The sequence below is a fragment of the Rickettsiales endosymbiont of Trichoplax sp. H2 genome, assembly GCF_009690945.1.
In the GTDB taxonomy this organism is placed as follows: domain Bacteria; phylum Pseudomonadota; class Alphaproteobacteria; order Rickettsiales; family Midichloriaceae; genus Aquirickettsia; species Aquirickettsia rohweri.
Window position 1 is genome coordinate 63,731 of record NZ_NPHZ01000005.1, and the last position, 16,947, is coordinate 80,677.

Here is a 16,947-nt window from a genome sequence, read left to right on the forward strand (position 1 = left end):
GCTTACCTTCAAAAAAGGTAATTTTTTCTCCAATTAACATGTTAAAATTTATTAATGAAAATAATATTTCTGAAAAATTTATTTTTAATAATTTATATTTAACTCCTTTTTTACATTCAAAATTAGAAGATGATTACTTAACAAAATATTTATATTTCAATAACTTAATAATCAAAAATACAAGTTATTTTAAGCTTCTATTATTATTCAGCGAAGTTCAGAAAGAATATAAAATTCAAAAACTTTCTTATTTATCTAAGTTATTTTCACAAAACATTATTAAATTTCTTGATAAATTTATTCAAAGTAAAAAATTTAAAAAAGAAATTTCAGAAAAAATAAAAGAAATTTCCAAAGAAGGAGACTTATCTAAAATTATCGATATATTAGATCAGAAAGACTTATTTCAGGGTGATAAAGAAAATTTTTTAAAGAATGTAGCTAAAACAAGTAAAATACAAAATAAATTAGAACAAATTGTTAGTGAATTAGAATCAAAACAAGATGTAGAACAAAAATGTATGAATACAACTCTTACAATAAGTTATTTATTATTCTCAGTAGCAGTGATATACATATTAGCAAAGTTAACAATATAGTATATTTATGAGTAAAACTTTTTTGGTTTATTGCAACAAAACGAATATTAATAAAGATTCAATATTACAAGATTGTATTTTTGTTGAAGAAAAAGTATCTTTTATGGCCTTTTTGTTTACTTTTATTTGGCTAATATACAATAGATTATGGAATGGTGTTATATTTTATATATCAGCATCTATAATAATATCATGTTTAAGTTTTTTAGAAATAATAGATAGCAATATAAAAAATTTTATTTTTTTATGTATTTCAATATATTTTGCAATTTACAGTAGCTCTATGATACAAAAAAAACTAGTTAATAAAAATTACCTATTAAAATCAATAATTTATGCAGAATCAAAAGAATCAGCATTATCAAAATTATTATTAAATTTAAAGCTTAAAACTAATAATAAAAAGTAAATAAAAATTTTTAATTTTATTTCTACAAATTTATGACTTCTTTATTTAACTTATAAGATTAAATCAGAAGCACTATTATAAAAGGAGAGTATATTTCTTTTATAATATCTATGTTTGTAATAGCAATATTATCTTTTATATTTCTTTTTACTTCAGTAAAGAAGTTAAAAAATAAAATTGGATTTAATATAGCCCGAGCCGTAGATAAGAAGTTAAAATTTATACCAAATTTTGTCATCATGAAACATATCATCTCTTGGAGTCATCACGAAGGAGGAATGCAATTACAACTGTGGTGATCCAGAGTTGTTGTTACATTTGTTGATAATTTTCCTGGATTGCCACACTCATTTCGTTCGTTCGCAATGACTATATCGTTGTTCCTAACTGTACTAAATATTACTGTATTGTTGCTTTCTATCCTATATGCATTTCATATTAAAATTATGAGTGACATGCTATAGTTTTTAATTGCAATTTTGAGAAAACTTTAAACAACAATTCTTAGCAATATTTCTAACTCTACTAATATATGAAGCTCTTTCTGTAACACTTAATACACCCCTTGCTTCAAGAATATTAAAAAGATGAGATGATTTAACGCAATAGTCGTAAGCAGGATAAAGTAGATTTTTATCTATTAATTTTTGTGCCATAACTTCATAATCATTAAAATGCCTGATTAACATATCTGTATTAGCAACATTAAAGTTAAATTCACAAAATTCTTTTTCTTGAGCTAAAAATATATCTTTATATGTAATACCACTAGAATTCCATACTAAATCCCAAACATTGTCCTTGTCTTGAATATACATAGCAAGCCTTTCTAAGCCATAAGTTATTTCTCCAGGAATTAACTTACATGATATTCTACCAACTTGTTGCATATAAGTAAATTGAATAATTTCCATACCATTGCACCAAACTTCCCATCCTAAACCCCAAGCACCAAGAGTAGGGTTCTCCCAATCACTATGGACAAATCTTATATCATGTAAATTACTATCTATTCCAAGAATTTTTAAACTATTTAAACACTTTTCTTGAATATCATCTGGAGATGGCTTCATAAGCACCTGAAATTGATAATAGTGCTGCATTCTATTAGGATTATCACCATATCTACCATCTGCAGGTCTCCTGCAAGGTTGTACATATGCAACATTCCAACTTTTTTCATCCAAAGATTTTAACATAGTAGCAGGATGAGATGTGCCAGCACCTACTTCTGTATCCAGAGATTGAAGTACTACACAACCTTGTTGATTCCAGTATTTTTGAAGATTAAATATTATATCTTGAAAATGCATCGTAAATTTATAAACTTGCTAATATTATTAATTTTAAATATACTAATATTCACTAAAGAAAAAATTATATCAAGTTAATTTTTATATGACTGGCAGAGTTGGAGAATTATTAATTATATTACTTATAGTATTTGTATTATTTGGAGCAGGCAAGCTACCAAAAGTTATGAGCGAATTAGGCAAAGGTTTAAGATCATTCAGGAAAGGAATGGATGAAAAAAATAAGGATACTGATAATAAACAAGAATGATTTTCTTTATATAGTCTAATAAGTTAATAATAGAATTAAAAAATTAACTAATTTTTACTTTTTATCTCTTTTAAAGCAGTATTAATGTTATCTTCACCCCACTCTTCATGAATACTACATAATTCTTGATTTAATTCATGAAATAAGTCAAATTTCTTGTTATAAATAAAATAGTATATTATTTTTGGCACAATTACATATACAACCCACCCAAATGCACAAGATAAGTATATAATTACCCAAGTATGTGGCATAGATATAATTATATATGAGATTTGCTGAATATTATCAGCATTGAATAAAATATCCAAAAACAAATGAATACTTCCAAGGAGGTTAAAAAGAAAAATAATTTGAGATAATATCCTACTGGGGTTTTTATCAACTGATATAGCAACTAATGTTGGTAAAAATCCAAAAAATGTTAAGATAAAAAGATTAGTCGAAATAAATGAAAAAACAAGTGAAGTTAAAAGAACTAAAATCATGAATATTATAGATTTATAACTACTAAAAAATGAATGATTTTTATCAACTTTTAACATAATTTACCTTTTGCCCATTTATTGCAGAGTAAATGAAAGATATAAACAGTGGATGAGGAGAAAATGGCTTTGATTTATACTCTGGATGATATTGAACACCAATAAACCAGGGGTGATCCTTCACCTCAATAGTTTCTACATATTTTTTATCAATAGACATACCACTAAGAGCTAACCCACTATTTATAAATATTTCCTTAAATTTAACATTAAATTCATACCTATGTCTATGTCTTTCTTCAATTTTTTCAGAATCATAAATCTTATAAATGTTACTTTCTTTTGCTAATATACAAGTATATTTACCTAACCTTAAAGTACCACCTATATTTGCTTTAGATGATTTATTTTCTAAATTATTTTCCTTTTTTTGATTACTCATTAAATCAAATATTGGTGTACAGTTTAAATTAAATTCTGATGAATGTGCATCGGTAATATTTAATACATTTCTAGCAAATTCAATGACTGATAATTGCATACCAAGACAAATTCCAAAAAAAGGAATTTTGTGAATTCTTGCATATTTTATAGCTAATATTTTTTGCTCAACACCTCTTTTTCCAAAACCACCTGGAATTACTATACCATCAATTTGCTCAAATTTATCGGCAATATTATCTTGTGTTAAATTGCTTGTTTCAATCCAAATTAACTCAACTTTGTGTTTATGGTAAATTTCAGCATGTTTAAAAGCTTCAATTAATGATTTATATGAATCTTTATATGAATGATACTTTCCTACAATAGCTATTCTGACTTTGCCCTTTATTAATTTATTATTTTTGTCAATTTCTTGCCATTTTGATAAATTAACACCATCTTTATACGGCATATTCATAATTTCTAAAATCTGTTTATCAATTCCTTCATGATGATATGATAAAGGGATTCTATATATACAATCTAAATCTTGAGATGGTATAACATTTTCTTCTTTTAAATTACAAAATAATCCAATTTTTTTTCTTTCATTATCAGGAATCTTTTTTTCACTCCTACACAAAATTATATCTGGTTGAATTCCTATAGATCTTAACTCTTTTACAGAATGTTGTGTCGGTTTAGTTTTTAATTCTGATGCATGCTTTAGATATGGAATAAGAGTTAAATGTATGTATATAACATTATCCTTGCCTAACTCATATCCTAATTGCCTAATAGCTTCAAAATATGGTAGACCTTCTATATCTCCAACAGTACCACCAATTTCACAAAGTAAAAAATCTACTAACTCACTTTCTTTTAAAATAAATTCTTTTATTAAATTTGTAACATGAGGTATAACTTGTACAGTACCACCTAAATAATCACCGCTCCTCTCTTTTAACAGTAATTTTGAATATATTTTACCACTTGTTATTGAATCCGATTTTGAGGCAGATATTCCTGTAAATCTTTCATAATGACCAATATCTAAATCCGTTTCTGCTCCATCATCAGTTACAAAAACCTCACCATGTTGAAATGGACTCATAGTTCCAGGATCAATATTTAAATATGGATCAAGTTTTTTTATTCTTATTTTATACCCATGAGCTTGTAATAAAGCAGCTATTGATGATGTTGATATTCCTTTACCTAAGGATGATACTACACCACCTGTAATAAATATAAATTTAGTCACAAATTTATTACTCCATTTTTGGAACATTAGCATCACTAATTATTGCATCTTTAGAAATATCTTCACTTTCTAAAGACTTTATAATAGCACTGCTCTCTTTATTTTGACTTATAGAATTTCTAGCAAGTATTAAACTATTTGCCATAAATATAAAAATAAGGAATATAGTAAATTTACTAATAAACGAATGCTGTGCATTACTTGGAATTTGTCCACCATTATTACTTACTACAATTCCATCGCTGCTAGATTTTTGAAAAACTATTATAAGTGATATTAAAATAGTAATAAAAATTTGAAAACCAAATAAAAAAGAAATCATATTTTTTGCTTCAATTGTTTATAAATGGTATATAAATACATAACTTAGTATTAATACATCATTAATAAAATTTAATCAAAGTTTTTATGAACAAAAACAATACTATTAACTATGCTTTATTAATATTTAATTTCATTTTTATAGTGATAATATTTTATTTCACACTACATTGTTTTGTTGGAGAAAGGGGATATATAAAAATGCTCGATCTAAAAGATGAGTTAATTATTAGAAAGAAAGAACTATCTTTATTACAAGATCAAAAAAAATATTTAGAAAACAAAGTAAATTTAATTTATGATAAAAGTATAAATAAAGATTATTTAGATGAATTATCAAGAAAAAATTTTGGGTTGATTGGTGTAAATGAAGTTTGTATTTTTGAAAATCAATAAAAATATAAAGAATACAGACAAATACCTACTGAATATTTTTTTCCATTATCAATCTTTATTTATGATAGAAAAGTAGCTTTTGTTATATTTGATCCACTCAGAATCTTATTAATTGAAAATTTTCATTTTTTTTAGTAAATTTCAATCAATATTCTTATGCAACAAAGTGATTTTCTATAGATTGATTATCATAATTTTCTTCTTTAGAATCTAAATATTTATCAACACTTTCCTCAAAATATTTATGACACTTTTTTAGACCATGCATATCAAAACCATTATTAGCAAGTATTTGTAAATTTTCACTTTCATTTGAATTTCCTAGCTTATTTATAACATCATCTAATATACAATTTTTATCAGGGTAAAAATCAAAAGCTTCCTTACGGCAAATTGTATTCAATAGTAAATCTCTAAATGGTTTATAGCTCATACTTTCTATTGAATTTACAACTGCCTGAGTATATAACTCATTCGAAGCAAAATACGCTTCTTTCATACTGCACTCGTCTAAAATTTTGTTCATAAAATAACGTGCAGTTCTACCATTTCCATCATATAATGGGTGAACCTTCACAAATTCAATATGGAAATAAGCAGCAGCATCTACACAGCTATCATGCATTAAATCTTTTGTTTTACTAATTATTGTATCAACTTTTTTAACTAAGCTTTTTGTTGTTTCTGGAGGCAAATAAGCTACTTTATTATTAGCAAAACCCTTTATTTTTACTTCTACTTTATCATCTCTAAAACACCTACCTTTTTTATCTGAAGATAATACTTCGTCGTTCACAACCCTGCACCAACTTTTTATTAGATCAACTGATAGATCGCTAAATTTTTTATTTCCAAATTTATTAATTCCCCAATTATAATCACCGTTTTCAGCTAGTATTAAAAGTTCTGCATCAACACAAGAATATGCACTAATATCAGCTTTCCCATATTGATAAGTTTTTGAATAAATATCCCATAAATCATCAACATTTTTACCTGTAATGCTAGCTAATTTTTGATTCTTCTCAATTAAACTATCTATATCACCTTCATGTATATAATATATGCCTGGTTGGTAAAAATTTCCCTTTAAATCAATTTGCACATCCTCTTTATAACAATTTTTATTATATCGTTGATGTTTACTATCTTTCATATCTATATTATCATGCTGTCTCTTTATAAAATATATAACAGGAGAGATAATAGCTGCAAATAATCCAATAAGTACTGATTTTGTATAACTAAAATCTGAAGAAAAGTGTGCTTTTTTAGCTCTTAAATTTTTTTTACTCATTTTTATACCCCATTATACGGCATTGATTAATAATATAGCTTCACAGCTATATGAACTAGTGCAAAATATTTTTTCTAACTAATTAAAAATACTTAATTAGTCGCGCACTATACATTTATTTTATAATATGTCAAATACTTTTTCATAAAATAAATATTAGTTGTAAAAGTTGAAACACATGTAGGACTGAATCAATGTTAAAAATATTTTGTTTAGTGTAGCTCATGCGAAGCAAAATATTTGATGTTGAGGAATGTGAAGCAAAGTCTTAAAAATAACATAAAAAATTTTAAGATATGCAAACACATTTAATATATGGCGAAACGAACAATTTATTGAAATATGTAGCTTATGAAGAGTAGGCAAAACCAGAAGTTAAGGCTTTACAAAAAACTACATAATTGTATAATTCTAAGGAAACAGAAAGGTAAGTGAAAGGAGATAAAAAGGATAGTATGTATAAGTAGAAGCAAATATTATCACTATAAAGTTTTAGAGCAAAAGATCGGACTGAATGTCCTTATAACAAGATCAAAAAGATCAAGTGAATTCAATGCCAGTAAAATAGTGCAGTCCATAATTGATCTTATTGAAAAATTAAGAAGAGAGAATCCAACATATGGCAAAGCTAAGATTCCCTATTTAGTGAATAAAAATATCAGTATAAATTAATAATATTATTAACTACTTTTGACTACTTTTTACCAAAAGACAAGCCTTTAAATTTATCATTAAATTTAGATACTTCTGTTGCCTTAGTATTAACGTAATTAGCCTCTTTTGTCCATGCTGGGTGAGTAGTTGGATCAACATCTAATTTTAGGTAATCACTTGAAAAAGTAGACCTAGTTTTAAATTTTGTTCCATCAGTCATCTCAACTGTTATCTCTCTATAATTAGGATGTAGCGATTTTTTTGCTTTTAAATTAACTACTTTTTTGCTCACTTTTTCTTTATTTGTAACTTTAACCTTAGACATGAATTTATTTATAAATAACTATTACCCCTTCTTGATACAAAAAAAATATTATAAGAGCAAGAATTTTTTTAAAATTATATAAGTTTATGTTTACATAAAATGTAAAACATTATAGTCCTATTGTATTAATATTAATTATTAGAGTTTAAAAAATAAAATGGTTGTTAGTTTAAATAAAGTCACTCTTATTGGTAATGTTGGTAAAGATCCTGAAGTAAGATTAACACAAGAAGGCAAAGAAATTGTTACTTTTCCTTTGGCAACTACAGAAAATTGGAAAGATAAGAATAGTGGTGAACGTAGAGAAAAAACTGAATGGCATAGAGTAGTAGTATTTATACCAGCATTAGTTAATATAATAAAAAGCCATGTTAACAAGGGTAGCAGGATATACATAGAAGGTTCATTACAAACTAGAGGATGGAATGATCAAACAGGTATAAAAAAATATACTACAGAAATCGTATTACAAACATATAACAGCACAGTTATTTTATTAGGTAATAAAAATAGCAATAAATCTAGTAATGAGGAAATTGTTCATGACTCTACTGATATCAATGAAGATGATAATGACGATAAAGTTCCATACTAAATTAATAAGGTAACTCTTTTCTCCATGTCTGATTTATATAGGCTTGGCATTGGTATTATGATGATTAACCAAAATGACCAAGTATTTGTTGCAGAAAGAATAAAACCTAAAGGTGCTTGGCAAATGCCTCAAGGTGGAATTGATAAAAATGAATCTCCAAAAAAAGCTTTATACCGTGAAGCTATGGAAGAAATGGGAACAAATAATTTTAGTATAATTACAGAATCTAAAAATTGGTATCAATATGATTTTCCATTAATATATCAAAATAAGTGGTTTAATGGTAAATATCGTGGACAAAAACAAAAGTGGTTCTTATTAAAATTTCTTGGAGATGATAATGAAATTAACATAAACTTATATACTCCAGAATTTGCTGATTGGAAATGGATTGATATCAATAAATTAGAAAGTATCATAGTAGATTTTAAAAAATCTATGTATAAAAAAATTTCAGATGAATTTAAGAAAATAATTGTAAAGATATAAAATGCAGTTATCTGAATTTGATTTTGAATTACCTAAAAATTTAATTGCAAAACATCCAATTTACCCTAGAGGTAATTCTAAATTATTATACTTAGATAATAGTGCAAAAATTTTTGATTATAAATTTCCTGAAATAATAAATTTATTTAAAAAAGGAGACTTATTAATATTCAATAATAGCAAAGTTATACCTGCATATTTAGTTGGAAAGGTTAATAACTCATTCAATATATCAAAAGAAATAGTTATTTATCTAAACAGGGAAATAACTCCTAATAAATGGCTTGCATTTGCAAAACCAAAAAAACTACTTTCTTTAAATAAAGAGATTATTTTTACAAATAATTTAAAAGGTGAGGTAGTTAAAATATTAAATTCAGGAGAAATAACTCTAAAATTTAATTACAGCAATCCCATATTACTAAATAAGATATGCAATATTGGTATGATGCCAATCCCACCTTATTTAAAAAGAAAACCTGAGGAAACTGATAACCAAGATTATCAAACTGTATTTGCAAAAGAATACGGATCAGTAGCAGCTCCAACAGCAGGCTTACATTTTACAAATAGTTTATTAGATAAGATAAAAAGCATAGGAGTTAAAATTAATTTTATTAGATTAGATGTGGGATCTGGAACATTTTTACCAGTAAAGTCAAAAAATATTTTTGAACACAAAATGCATTTAGAAAAATTTTTTATACCACAAGAAACTGCTGAAGCAATAAATAAAACCAAACAAGATGGTAATAGAGTGATATGTGTAGGCACACCTACACTGAGAGCTATTGAATCTTCTTCAGATAGCAATGGATTTATTAAGTACCAAAACAGTGAAACCAATATTTTTATAACCCCTGGATATCAATTCAAAGTAGTAGATTGCTTAATTACTAACTTTCATACTCCTAAATCCACTTTACTCATGCTTATTAGCGCATTTAGTGGAATAAATAATATAAAATTATTATATACTCATGCTATAAAAAATAATTATAGATTTTTCTCATATGGAGATGCATGTTGGCTAGATAGAATTAAAAATAATCACACAACTAATAGTTGATTTATTTTCTATATAAATATATCCTAAAAATAGAACATTAACAGTTTTTAGGAATAAAATATGGCTAAATCTATAAATGAATTACAAAACGAAAATGAAGCTTTAACTCAACAACTTATAGCTTCTCATAAAAAAGTACAAGAACTATCAAATCAATCTGATCCTAAATTACAAGAATTAAAAAAATCACTTCCTGACATAAAAAATGCCCTAGAAAGTTATAGAGTGTTACAAGAAAAACATGAAGCTTTAAAAAATGAAAGTAAAAATGGCATTATAGATGAATTAAAATACCTAATGGATAACCTTCCAAAATTTATTATTAGTGTATGCAGTAAAGAGGAAAGTATAAAAGAAAAACTAGAAATTCTTGAAATATTTCCACAATTTAAACCTATTATAGAAAAGCTTGATTTTTATTTAGATGAATCATGCACTTTTTTATCTTCATTAAAAACTGGAGCTTGTATAAAATTAGAAAAAGCCTGCACTGATTTACTCGAAAATAATAACAGATTAGAAATTTATTTATCAAATAACCAATCTAAATCTTTGATATTAAATGATACAAATTATATCATAGAGAAATTTTTTAAATTATCTAAAGAAGTATGTAATAATAAAAATGTCATGGAACAAACCTTAGAAAACTTTAAAGGTATTAAAAGCATTGACCCAATTATTGATAAATTTGACACTTATTTAGATAAATATTGTGATTTATCTGTTTCTTTTGAAAATAAAGTTTGCACAGAAATCGATACTTTTTGTAATGATGTTTGACCATAATTAACCTGAACTGCAGATAAGACTTAAGAAATTTATATCAAATTTTGCAATCATGAAACACAGCATCTCTCCGACTCATCATGAGCCATAACCTTCGCAACTGTCATCACGAAGGAGGAATGCAATTCCAACTGTGGTGATCCAGAGTTACTGTTACATTTGTTGATAATTTTCCTGGATTGCCACACTCATCTACGATTCGTTCGCAATGACTATATCGTTGTTCCTAACTGTACTAAATATTACTGTATGGTCGCTTTCTAGGTCTTTATAGAGCAATTCTTATCTGTAGCTCTGGGTATATTACATATAATTTTTTAATCCAAAAAACATATATTTCTTATGAGGATAAGATTTTAAATTTTCCAAAGATGATACCAAGCCTTCTACCTCAGGTATATGTCTAGAGTAACTTATATTTTCAAAAGAAACACTATTAACAATCTTTGATATCACGCCAATATGCCCTGATATGGAGTATTTATAGTTTCTTTTCAGTGGCTCTCTCTGTATATCATATTCCCTATATGCAAATATATCTTCAACTTTTGCTTGTCTAAAGTCACTTATGGGAATTAAATATTTTGACAAAATATCATGAAATTTGGATTTTTTAGAATTATTATAATTATCAAAATATTTTTCAATATCTAAAGTTGAAAATGATGGTAATATAGTAGGATCAAAATCTTCTTCAGCTCCAATCCATTTTAAAATTGATGTCAAACAATCTTCATCTCTAAACTTTTTTAATTTATATCTAACATTTTCACTTGAGCCACCAAATGTATATCCATTTGTAAAATATAATAATTCTCCCTGACTTGGGCTAAATTCATCTTTATAAAAATATTTCCACTCAAAAATATTAAAATTTAGTTTATCTACATCTAAGTTTTTCGGCAATATTGTAGACTGAATATTTGCACTATAATCTAAATTTAAAACCTTATTTTCATTACAAAATGCAAATAAGTCTTTTTTTAGAACTAAATTTAAAATTGAGTAATAGAATATTTTTATATAATTTAAATAAGAATCAAGCCCTTTAAATAAAATTCTTGTAAAAGATTTTTTTTCATCTTCTAAATCACTTACCAATTCATCTGAAAAAATATAATGAGTATAATTTTTGCAAAATTCTAAAGCTCCAGCTAATAACTCAAAATTTTTATTATACTTCAAAGGATATGTTAACGGCGTTAATTTATTAGAGTAGTTATAAATATATTCGTTTAATTCAATTGTTTTAACAATATCCTGATGCAAATCAGGTATAACCTGATTAAAAATATCATAAAACCTAATATTAGATTTTTTTAAAAGTTTTTTTGTTAAGTAAATGATTTTTAGAACTTCATCAATTGATGAAATTTTTCTGCTCAATAATTCAACTTTAACAATATCTAATAAATTTTTATTGTAATTATTCATTAATTTTCTTTCTAAAAAATAATAAATATATACATATCAAAGAAGGAAATGATAACAAAGAAGAAATAACAAAAAAATTGTTCCATCCTACACTTTCAACTAAAAAACCAGAAGAAGATGAGACAATAGTCCTTCCTATAGCTGTTATTGAAGTTAAAACCGCATAATAAGTTGCTGCATATTTATTTTTACTTAAACTGCTTATATAAGCTACTAATGCAATATTACTAATTGAGCTTGTAAAATTTTCAAAACCATTAATAATAGCAAGTAAATACAGATTTTTAGGTAAAATGTTAATTAAAATAAAAGGTAAATTTGAAAGCATTGCCAATATTTCAGCAAAAAATAAATTGATACCTGGCTTTAATTTTAATACTAGCCACCCGCCAATAGCAACTCCTGCGAAAGTTCCAATTTGACCTAAAGTTTTCATAGCATTGGCTATTTCTATTTTACTATATCCGGCATCCATTACAAATGGTGTTGTCATAGCACCAAGATATGCATCACTAAGCTTATATAGTGCAACCATAATTAAAATCAGATAACAATCTTTAGTTTTAATAAACATCATTATAGGCTTATAAAAATATTCTGCTAAAGATGGTTTTTTATTTTCTAAATTTTCTTCCTCTGTTTTTGATGCAATAATAGTCGCAAATGTTGTTAACAATATAACTATTCCCATTGCAAAAAGAGCAAATTTCCAACTATAAATCTCAGCTAAATATAAACCTCCAACACCTGATATAATCATACCAACTCTATATCCATAAATGGTGGATGATGCACCTAATCCTTGTTCATTTTTATTCAATATTTTAATCCTATAAGCATCAATACAAATATCTTGAGTTGCTGAGAAAAATGCAAGAAAAAACGCACATATAGCAAACCACAACATATTAGTTTGGGGATTTATCTTACCAAATAATATAATTAAAATTATTAAAAAAACTTGAGATATCAATATCCATGATTTTCTATGACCAAGCTGTCTACTTAGAAAGGGAATTTTTAAGTAATCAATCAATGGTGACCAAAGAAATTTGAAAGAATATGGAGTTGTAACTAATCCTAGTACTCCTATTGTTTTAAAATCTATGTTATAGTCAAATAACAATGCTTTAAGAATTGAACCTGTAATAACTAAAGGTAAACCACTACTTATACCTAAAATAAAAACAACAATAAGATTTTTTATTAAATTAAATTTTTTAATCACAGAGATTTCAACACACACATATATTTTACAATGTATCATAAAATAAAGCTTAATACAAAATACTCAAATTATTCTAAAAGAAAGTTTGGTAGTGAAATCAATACAATCATTATTCACTATACAGAATTGGGATTTAAAGATTCATATAATATATTAACTAAATCTGGTAAAGTAAGTAGCCACTTCTTAATTAGTGAAAAAGGAGATATACACCAGTTAGTACCTTTAGAATTTAAGGCTTGGCATGCAGGAGAAAGTTTTTGGAGTGGGAAAAATGATATTAATCAATATTCTATTGGTATAGAAATTGTTAATAAAGGTATGAAACTTAAATTTTTAAATAATAAGGTTCAAGTATTAAATATAAATACTTTTTCTAATAATACATACTTTGCTCTTGCAAAATTAATTTGTGAATTAAAAAAAATGTATCCTAAAATCCAAGATAAAAATATAATTGGCCATAGTGATATAACAGCTAGAAATTTAAGAAAGATTGATCCTGGCATTTCATTTGATTGGAAATTTTTAAATATACTTGGCCATGGTATATATCATGAAATAGAAAAAAGAGATAATAATAAAATTATCTTTAAGTTAGGTGATAAAGGACAAAATATTGAACTATTACAAAACAAATTGCAAAAGCTTGGGTATGAGATAAATTACAATGGCTTATTTGATAAACACCTTGCTAATGTTATATTTGCATTTAATTTACATTATTTACAACATATAAATATTACCACTAATCAAATAAACTATGGAATATGGGATATACATTCAGAAAAAGTATTAGAAAAAGTTATGTGTAACTTAAGTTAATCCAAACTACAGATAAGAAGTTAAAAATAAATTTCAAATCCTGCTAACGAATTACTTAAGCCTTACAGTCACAAGAGATGTATTTTATTGCTTGCCATACCTAAAGTGTCATCACAAGAGAATAATGAAATTCTGACTATAGTAACCAAGAGATATTACCATTATTTATATTGACTGAGGCTTTGCTGAATTTCCACGAGCACTTTATGCTCTTGAAATTACAATACTGGAGCAGTGAATCATAGCACTCACTATGTTCATTCACAATGACCGTTAATTTCTACCTATATCTTATTATTTTTCTTAAGGATAACTTTCTTTATCCTTCTCTTAATTTTAATTGCTTCACTTGCTAATTTTGAATTTGGTGTGCTTAATAAAAAATTATCAAGACCATTATTATGTTCAATTGTTCTCACACTTCTTGGTGTAGCTCTAAATTTCACAAAAGTGCCTAAAATTTCACTCATCAATGAATAATTCTGCATATTTGGCAAAAATCTTCTTTTTGTTTTACGATTGGAATGAGATACATTATTACCTACTAATACTGATTTATTAGCATCAATTTGGCACTTCTTTGTCATTTTATTAACTGTATTATATATTTAAACCGTAGGCCAATTTATAGCAAATTAATTAATAAATTACAAGTAGAAATTAACCTATATGCTATTAATAAGTATACTAAACTTTAAAAATTATTACATCATACCTTTAAGTATATCTGGAGAAATACCTAATTTACTCATTTCTTCATTACTAGTTTGCTCAGCATTTTGCTTTGCATTATTAAATGCTGCAACTATTAGATCCTCAATAATTTCTGTATCATCTGGATTTACAATACTTTTATCAATTTTAACTTTTTTTACTTCACCTTTACCTGTGGTAATAATAGTTACTGCTCCACCACCAGCTGTACCAGTTACCTCTATATCATCCATTTTCTTTTGCACTTCTTGCATCTTTTTTTGCATAGATTGAGCTTGCTTCATCATCTGTTGAATATTCATAAAATACCTATTTTTTGTTATCAATATTTGATAATTTAATATCATCAATTTCAATTCCTGAAAAGCTTTTTAGTATTTTTTGAATTAAGTCCTGATTTTTTATCAGCTCTTTTCTTTCATTAATAATACTTTTTTCCTTTAAACCATAATTAACTCCTTCAATATCCGATACGCTCTCAATAAGCCATTTAAAGCCAGTAATTTCAAATAATTTAGATTTTATATCGCTTAAAGATATACTCTTATTATTATCTTGTATCTTAATATAACCTTGCTTAAACTCTATTATTGATAGATCATTCTTGATTGTATGCAGAATCATCATTTCCATATTTTCTTCTAATAAAGAAAATAAATCTTCTATTTTTTCTAAATTAAAGGATTTTTTTTTACGTTTTGTTCTGAGGTATTAAAACTAATTTTGCCTTTATTATCCTCATTATTAAATGATTTTAATATTTCTTCAGGGGTTATTGTAAAATTAGCATAGCATATTTTTATAATATTCATCTCAAGTGTAAGCATAGGATCATAAGAATTTTTAACATCTACCAGTGCTTTATTAAACATTTGCCAAAATCTTGTAATAGTAATAACAGATATTTTTTCAGCAATTTTATTACATTTATCTAATTCATAATCAGATAGAATAAGATTTTTGGCATTTCCAATTTTACACAAACTAATTTTATAGGAAATTTCCATCAATTCTTGCAGCATTATATATGGTTCTGCACCTTTGATATATAGATCTCTTAAACATTTTAAAGTATCTTGAGTACTGCCTTTTAGAATATAATCAAATAATTGATAAATATATTCTAAATTTACAATTCCTAACATTTTTTCAAGCAAATCTGAACCAATTACATTAGTGTTTTTGCATGTTAAAATAGCTTGATCTAAAAGTGACAATCCATCTCTAACTGAACCTTGTGCAGCCTTTGAGATTAATGATGCATTTTTTTCATCAATTTCAAACCCTTCTTTATTAGCAATTTCTTGCAAATATTTAGCTAATTGATTTAGATCTAATCTATGTAAATCAAATCTTTGACATCTAGATAAAACTGTCAGGGGTATTTTTCTTATTTCAGTTGTTGCCAAAATAAATTTAACGTGTTCAGGCGGCTCTTCTAAAGTTTTTAATAATGCATTAAAAGCACTATTAGAAAGCATATGCACTTCATCAATTATATAGACTTTGTACCTTGATGCTATAGGCTTATATTTAGAGTTTTCTATAATTTCTCTAATATCAGCAACTCCTGTATTACTTGCTGCATCAATTTCTAAAATATCTTGATGCCTACCCTCTTCTATAGAAACACAGTTACTACAAGTTAAACATGGGGTAAAAATTGGCAAATTATCTTTACTATTAATACAGTTTAAAGCTTTTGCAACAATCCTAGCAAAAGTTGTTTTACCAACCCCCCTTATTCCAGTTAACATATATGCATGGTGAATCTTATTACTTTCTATAGAATTCTTTATTACAGTAATAATATGTGATTGAGAAATAATATCATTAAACAGCCTTGGTCTATATTTCCTAGCCAACACTTTATATTTTTCTTTCTTATTACTGTCATCTGCAAATATATCGCCCTGATTAACCATATAAAATTACTGAAATATTTAGGTTAAATTTAATATAAAGAAATATTTATAAAAGTACATCAAACTATTAAAAAAATTTATTAATAAAAACTTTTAGTAGTTTTTACGATTATTGACAAAAATTTATTTAAATGAAAAAGTGT

Annotated in this window: 21 protein-coding genes; 9 read left to right on the forward strand and 12 right to left on the reverse strand. The window is 25.9% G+C overall.

What is annotated here, in order from left to right:
* Nucleotides 1-599 (forward strand): hypothetical protein (locus tag h2es_RS05780; RefSeq protein ID WP_195909987.1); only part of this gene is annotated, 599 nt, incomplete at its 5' end.
* Nucleotides 600-606: 7 nt separating this feature from the next.
* A complete protein-coding gene (locus h2es_RS05785; RefSeq protein WP_126044648.1) occupies nt 607-1,008 on the forward strand; it encodes a DUF2628 domain-containing protein in 402 nt (133 codons plus the stop codon).
* A gap of 467 nt (nt 1,009-1,475) precedes the next feature.
* On the opposite strand, the gene h2es_RS05790 is transcribed toward h2es_RS05785, so the two are convergent.
* The gene (locus h2es_RS05790) at nt 1,476-2,321 is read right to left on the reverse strand and encodes a glycine--tRNA ligase subunit alpha (RefSeq protein WP_154512235.1); all 846 of its coding nucleotides are present in this window, start codon (nt 2,319-2,321) and stop codon (nt 1,476-1,478) included.
* A gap of 85 nt (nt 2,322-2,406) precedes the next feature.
* Here h2es_RS05790 and h2es_RS05795 point away from each other — a divergent pair, with 85 nt between their 5' ends.
* Entirely contained in the window at nt 2,407-2,571 is a 165-nt protein-coding gene (locus h2es_RS05795) for a Sec-independent protein translocase subunit TatA (protein WP_126044864.1), read from the forward strand.
* Between the two features lie 47 nt (nt 2,572-2,618).
* On the opposite strand, the gene h2es_RS05800 is transcribed toward h2es_RS05795, so the two are convergent.
* Genes h2es_RS05800 through h2es_RS05810 form a run of 3 tightly spaced genes read right to left on the reverse strand, consistent with a single transcriptional unit; the run spans nt 2,619 to nt 5,065 of the window.
* Nucleotides 2,619-3,116 carry a hypothetical protein gene (locus h2es_RS05800; RefSeq protein ID WP_154512237.1) on the reverse strand — a complete coding sequence of 166 codons (498 nt, stop codon included), beginning with the start codon at nt 3,114-3,116 and terminating at the stop codon, nt 2,619-2,621.
* Nucleotides 3,103-4,743 carry a CTP synthase gene (locus tag h2es_RS05805; protein WP_326845013.1) on the reverse strand — a complete coding sequence of 547 codons (1,641 nt, stop codon included), beginning with the start codon at nt 4,741-4,743 and terminating at the stop codon, nt 3,103-3,105. The genes h2es_RS05800 and h2es_RS05805 overlap by 14 nt, the downstream gene beginning before the upstream one ends.
* A gap of 7 nt (nt 4,744-4,750) precedes the next feature.
* Nucleotides 4,751-5,065, reverse strand: a complete 315-nt coding sequence (locus tag h2es_RS05810; RefSeq protein ID WP_126044866.1) for a preprotein translocase subunit SecG — start codon at nt 5,063-5,065, stop codon at nt 4,751-4,753.
* Between the two features lie 86 nt (nt 5,066-5,151).
* On the opposite strand from h2es_RS05810, the gene h2es_RS05815 reads away from it, so the two are divergent.
* Complete coding sequence (locus h2es_RS05815) at nt 5,152-5,460, forward strand: FtsB family cell division protein (RefSeq protein WP_154512241.1); 309 nt, start codon at nt 5,152-5,154, stop codon at nt 5,458-5,460.
* A gap of 154 nt (nt 5,461-5,614) precedes the next feature.
* On the opposite strand, the gene h2es_RS05820 is transcribed toward h2es_RS05815, so the two are convergent.
* Both h2es_RS05820 and rpmE read right to left on the reverse strand, forming a co-directional pair.
* Nucleotides 5,615-6,757, reverse strand: a complete 1,143-nt coding sequence (locus h2es_RS05820; protein ID WP_154512243.1) for a Fic family protein — start codon at nt 6,755-6,757, stop codon at nt 5,615-5,617.
* 694 nt (nt 6,758-7,451) lie between these two features.
* Nucleotides 7,452-7,736 carry a 50S ribosomal protein L31 gene (rpmE, locus tag h2es_RS05825; RefSeq protein WP_154512245.1) on the reverse strand — a complete coding sequence of 95 codons (285 nt, stop codon included), beginning with the start codon at nt 7,734-7,736 and terminating at the stop codon, nt 7,452-7,454.
* A 157-nt stretch (nt 7,737-7,893) separates the two neighbouring features.
* Here rpmE and ssb point away from each other — a divergent pair, with 157 nt between their 5' ends.
* Genes ssb through h2es_RS05845 form a run of 4 tightly spaced genes read left to right on the forward strand, consistent with a single transcriptional unit; the run spans nt 7,894 to nt 10,672 of the window.
* Nucleotides 7,894-8,331, forward strand: a complete 438-nt coding sequence (gene ssb, locus h2es_RS05830; RefSeq protein WP_154512247.1) for a single-stranded DNA-binding protein — start codon at nt 7,894-7,896, stop codon at nt 8,329-8,331.
* 24 nt (nt 8,332-8,355) lie between these two features.
* Nucleotides 8,356-8,820: an RNA pyrophosphohydrolase gene (locus h2es_RS05835; RefSeq protein WP_154512249.1), complete on the forward strand. Its 465-nt coding sequence runs from the start codon at nt 8,356-8,358 to the stop codon at nt 8,818-8,820.
* 1 nt (nt 8,821) lies between these two features.
* Nucleotides 8,822-9,889 (forward strand): tRNA preQ1(34) S-adenosylmethionine ribosyltransferase-isomerase QueA, encoded by a 1,068-nt coding sequence (gene queA, locus h2es_RS05840; protein WP_154512251.1) that lies wholly within the window; start codon nt 8,822-8,824, stop codon nt 9,887-9,889.
* 60 nt (nt 9,890-9,949) lie between these two features.
* Complete coding sequence (locus h2es_RS05845) at nt 9,950-10,672, forward strand: hypothetical protein (protein ID WP_154512253.1); 723 nt, start codon at nt 9,950-9,952, stop codon at nt 10,670-10,672.
* Nucleotides 10,673-10,981: 309 nt separating this feature from the next.
* Here h2es_RS05845 and h2es_RS05850 read toward each other — a convergent pair whose 3' ends face one another.
* Nucleotides 10,982-12,112, reverse strand: a complete 1,131-nt coding sequence (locus h2es_RS05850) for a hypothetical protein (RefSeq protein ID WP_154512255.1) — start codon at nt 12,110-12,112, stop codon at nt 10,982-10,984.
* Complete coding sequence (locus tag h2es_RS05855; protein WP_154512257.1) at nt 12,105-13,379, reverse strand: AmpG family muropeptide MFS transporter; 1,275 nt, start codon at nt 13,377-13,379, stop codon at nt 12,105-12,107. Before h2es_RS05855 ends, h2es_RS05850 begins: the two co-directional genes overlap by 8 nt.
* Between h2es_RS05855 and h2es_RS05860 the strand changes: the two genes are divergently transcribed.
* Nucleotides 13,371-14,165 (forward strand): N-acetylmuramoyl-L-alanine amidase, encoded by a 795-nt coding sequence (locus h2es_RS05860; protein WP_154512259.1) that lies wholly within the window; start codon nt 13,371-13,373, stop codon nt 14,163-14,165. The two genes, h2es_RS05855 and h2es_RS05860, sit on opposite strands and share 9 nt — an antisense overlap.
* A gap of 284 nt (nt 14,166-14,449) precedes the next feature.
* Here h2es_RS05860 and rpmB read toward each other — a convergent pair whose 3' ends face one another.
* From rpmB to dnaX, 4 genes are all read right to left on the reverse strand, one after another.
* A complete protein-coding gene (gene rpmB, locus h2es_RS05865) occupies nt 14,450-14,752 on the reverse strand; it encodes a 50S ribosomal protein L28 (protein ID WP_126045208.1) in 303 nt (100 codons plus the stop codon).
* Nucleotides 14,753-14,869: 117 nt separating this feature from the next.
* Nucleotides 14,870-15,181: a YbaB/EbfC family nucleoid-associated protein gene (locus tag h2es_RS05870; RefSeq protein ID WP_126045209.1), complete on the reverse strand. Its 312-nt coding sequence runs from the start codon at nt 15,179-15,181 to the stop codon at nt 14,870-14,872.
* A 7-nt stretch (nt 15,182-15,188) separates the two neighbouring features.
* Nucleotides 15,189-15,545 carry a hypothetical protein gene (locus h2es_RS05875; RefSeq protein WP_276310345.1) on the reverse strand — a complete coding sequence of 119 codons (357 nt, stop codon included), beginning with the start codon at nt 15,543-15,545 and terminating at the stop codon, nt 15,189-15,191.
* A gap of 5 nt (nt 15,546-15,550) precedes the next feature.
* Nucleotides 15,551-16,804 (reverse strand): DNA polymerase III subunit gamma/tau, encoded by a 1,254-nt coding sequence (gene dnaX, locus h2es_RS05880; protein WP_154512261.1) that lies wholly within the window; start codon nt 16,802-16,804, stop codon nt 15,551-15,553.
* Between the last annotated feature and the right edge of the window lie 143 nt (nt 16,805-16,947).

What these genes read in the sequence shown, in the direction of transcription:
- h2es_RS05785 (WP_126044648.1), top strand. Translation starts at nt 607, where the DNA reads ATGAGTAAAACTTTTTTGGTTTATTGCAACAAAACGAATATTAATAAA.
- h2es_RS05790 (WP_154512235.1), bottom strand. Translation starts at nt 2,321, where the DNA reads ATGCATTTTCAAGATATAATATTTAATCTTCAAAAATACTGGAATCAA.
- h2es_RS05795 (WP_126044864.1), top strand. Translation starts at nt 2,407, where the DNA reads ATGACTGGCAGAGTTGGAGAATTATTAATTATATTACTTATAGTATTT.
- h2es_RS05800 (WP_154512237.1), bottom strand. Translation starts at nt 3,116, where the DNA reads ATGTTAAAAGTTGATAAAAATCATTCATTTTTTAGTAGTTATAAATCT.
- h2es_RS05810 (WP_126044866.1), bottom strand. Translation starts at nt 5,065, where the DNA reads ATGATTTCTTTTTTATTTGGTTTTCAAATTTTTATTACTATTTTAATA.
- h2es_RS05815 (WP_154512241.1), top strand. Translation starts at nt 5,152, where the DNA reads ATGAACAAAAACAATACTATTAACTATGCTTTATTAATATTTAATTTC.
- h2es_RS05820 (WP_154512243.1), bottom strand. Translation starts at nt 6,757, where the DNA reads ATGAGTAAAAAAAATTTAAGAGCTAAAAAAGCACACTTTTCTTCAGAT.
- rpmE (WP_154512245.1), bottom strand. Translation starts at nt 7,736, where the DNA reads ATGTCTAAGGTTAAAGTTACAAATAAAGAAAAAGTGAGCAAAAAAGTA.
- ssb (WP_154512247.1), top strand. Translation starts at nt 7,894, where the DNA reads ATGGTTGTTAGTTTAAATAAAGTCACTCTTATTGGTAATGTTGGTAAA.
- h2es_RS05835 (WP_154512249.1), top strand. Translation starts at nt 8,356, where the DNA reads ATGTCTGATTTATATAGGCTTGGCATTGGTATTATGATGATTAACCAA.
- queA (WP_154512251.1), top strand. Translation starts at nt 8,822, where the DNA reads ATGCAGTTATCTGAATTTGATTTTGAATTACCTAAAAATTTAATTGCA.
- h2es_RS05845 (WP_154512253.1), top strand. Translation starts at nt 9,950, where the DNA reads ATGGCTAAATCTATAAATGAATTACAAAACGAAAATGAAGCTTTAACT.
- h2es_RS05850 (WP_154512255.1), bottom strand. Translation starts at nt 12,112, where the DNA reads ATGAATAATTACAATAAAAATTTATTAGATATTGTTAAAGTTGAATTA.
- h2es_RS05860 (WP_154512259.1), top strand. Translation starts at nt 13,371, where the DNA reads ATGTATCATAAAATAAAGCTTAATACAAAATACTCAAATTATTCTAAA.
- h2es_RS05855 (WP_154512257.1), bottom strand. Translation starts at nt 13,379, where the DNA reads ATGATACATTGTAAAATATATGTGTGTGTTGAAATCTCTGTGATTAAA.
- rpmB (WP_126045208.1), bottom strand. Translation starts at nt 14,752, where the DNA reads ATGACAAAGAAGTGCCAAATTGATGCTAATAAATCAGTATTAGTAGGT.
- h2es_RS05870 (WP_126045209.1), bottom strand. Translation starts at nt 15,181, where the DNA reads ATGAATATTCAACAGATGATGAAGCAAGCTCAATCTATGCAAAAAAAG.
- dnaX (WP_154512261.1), bottom strand. Translation starts at nt 16,804, where the DNA reads ATGGTTAATCAGGGCGATATATTTGCAGATGACAGTAATAAGAAAGAA.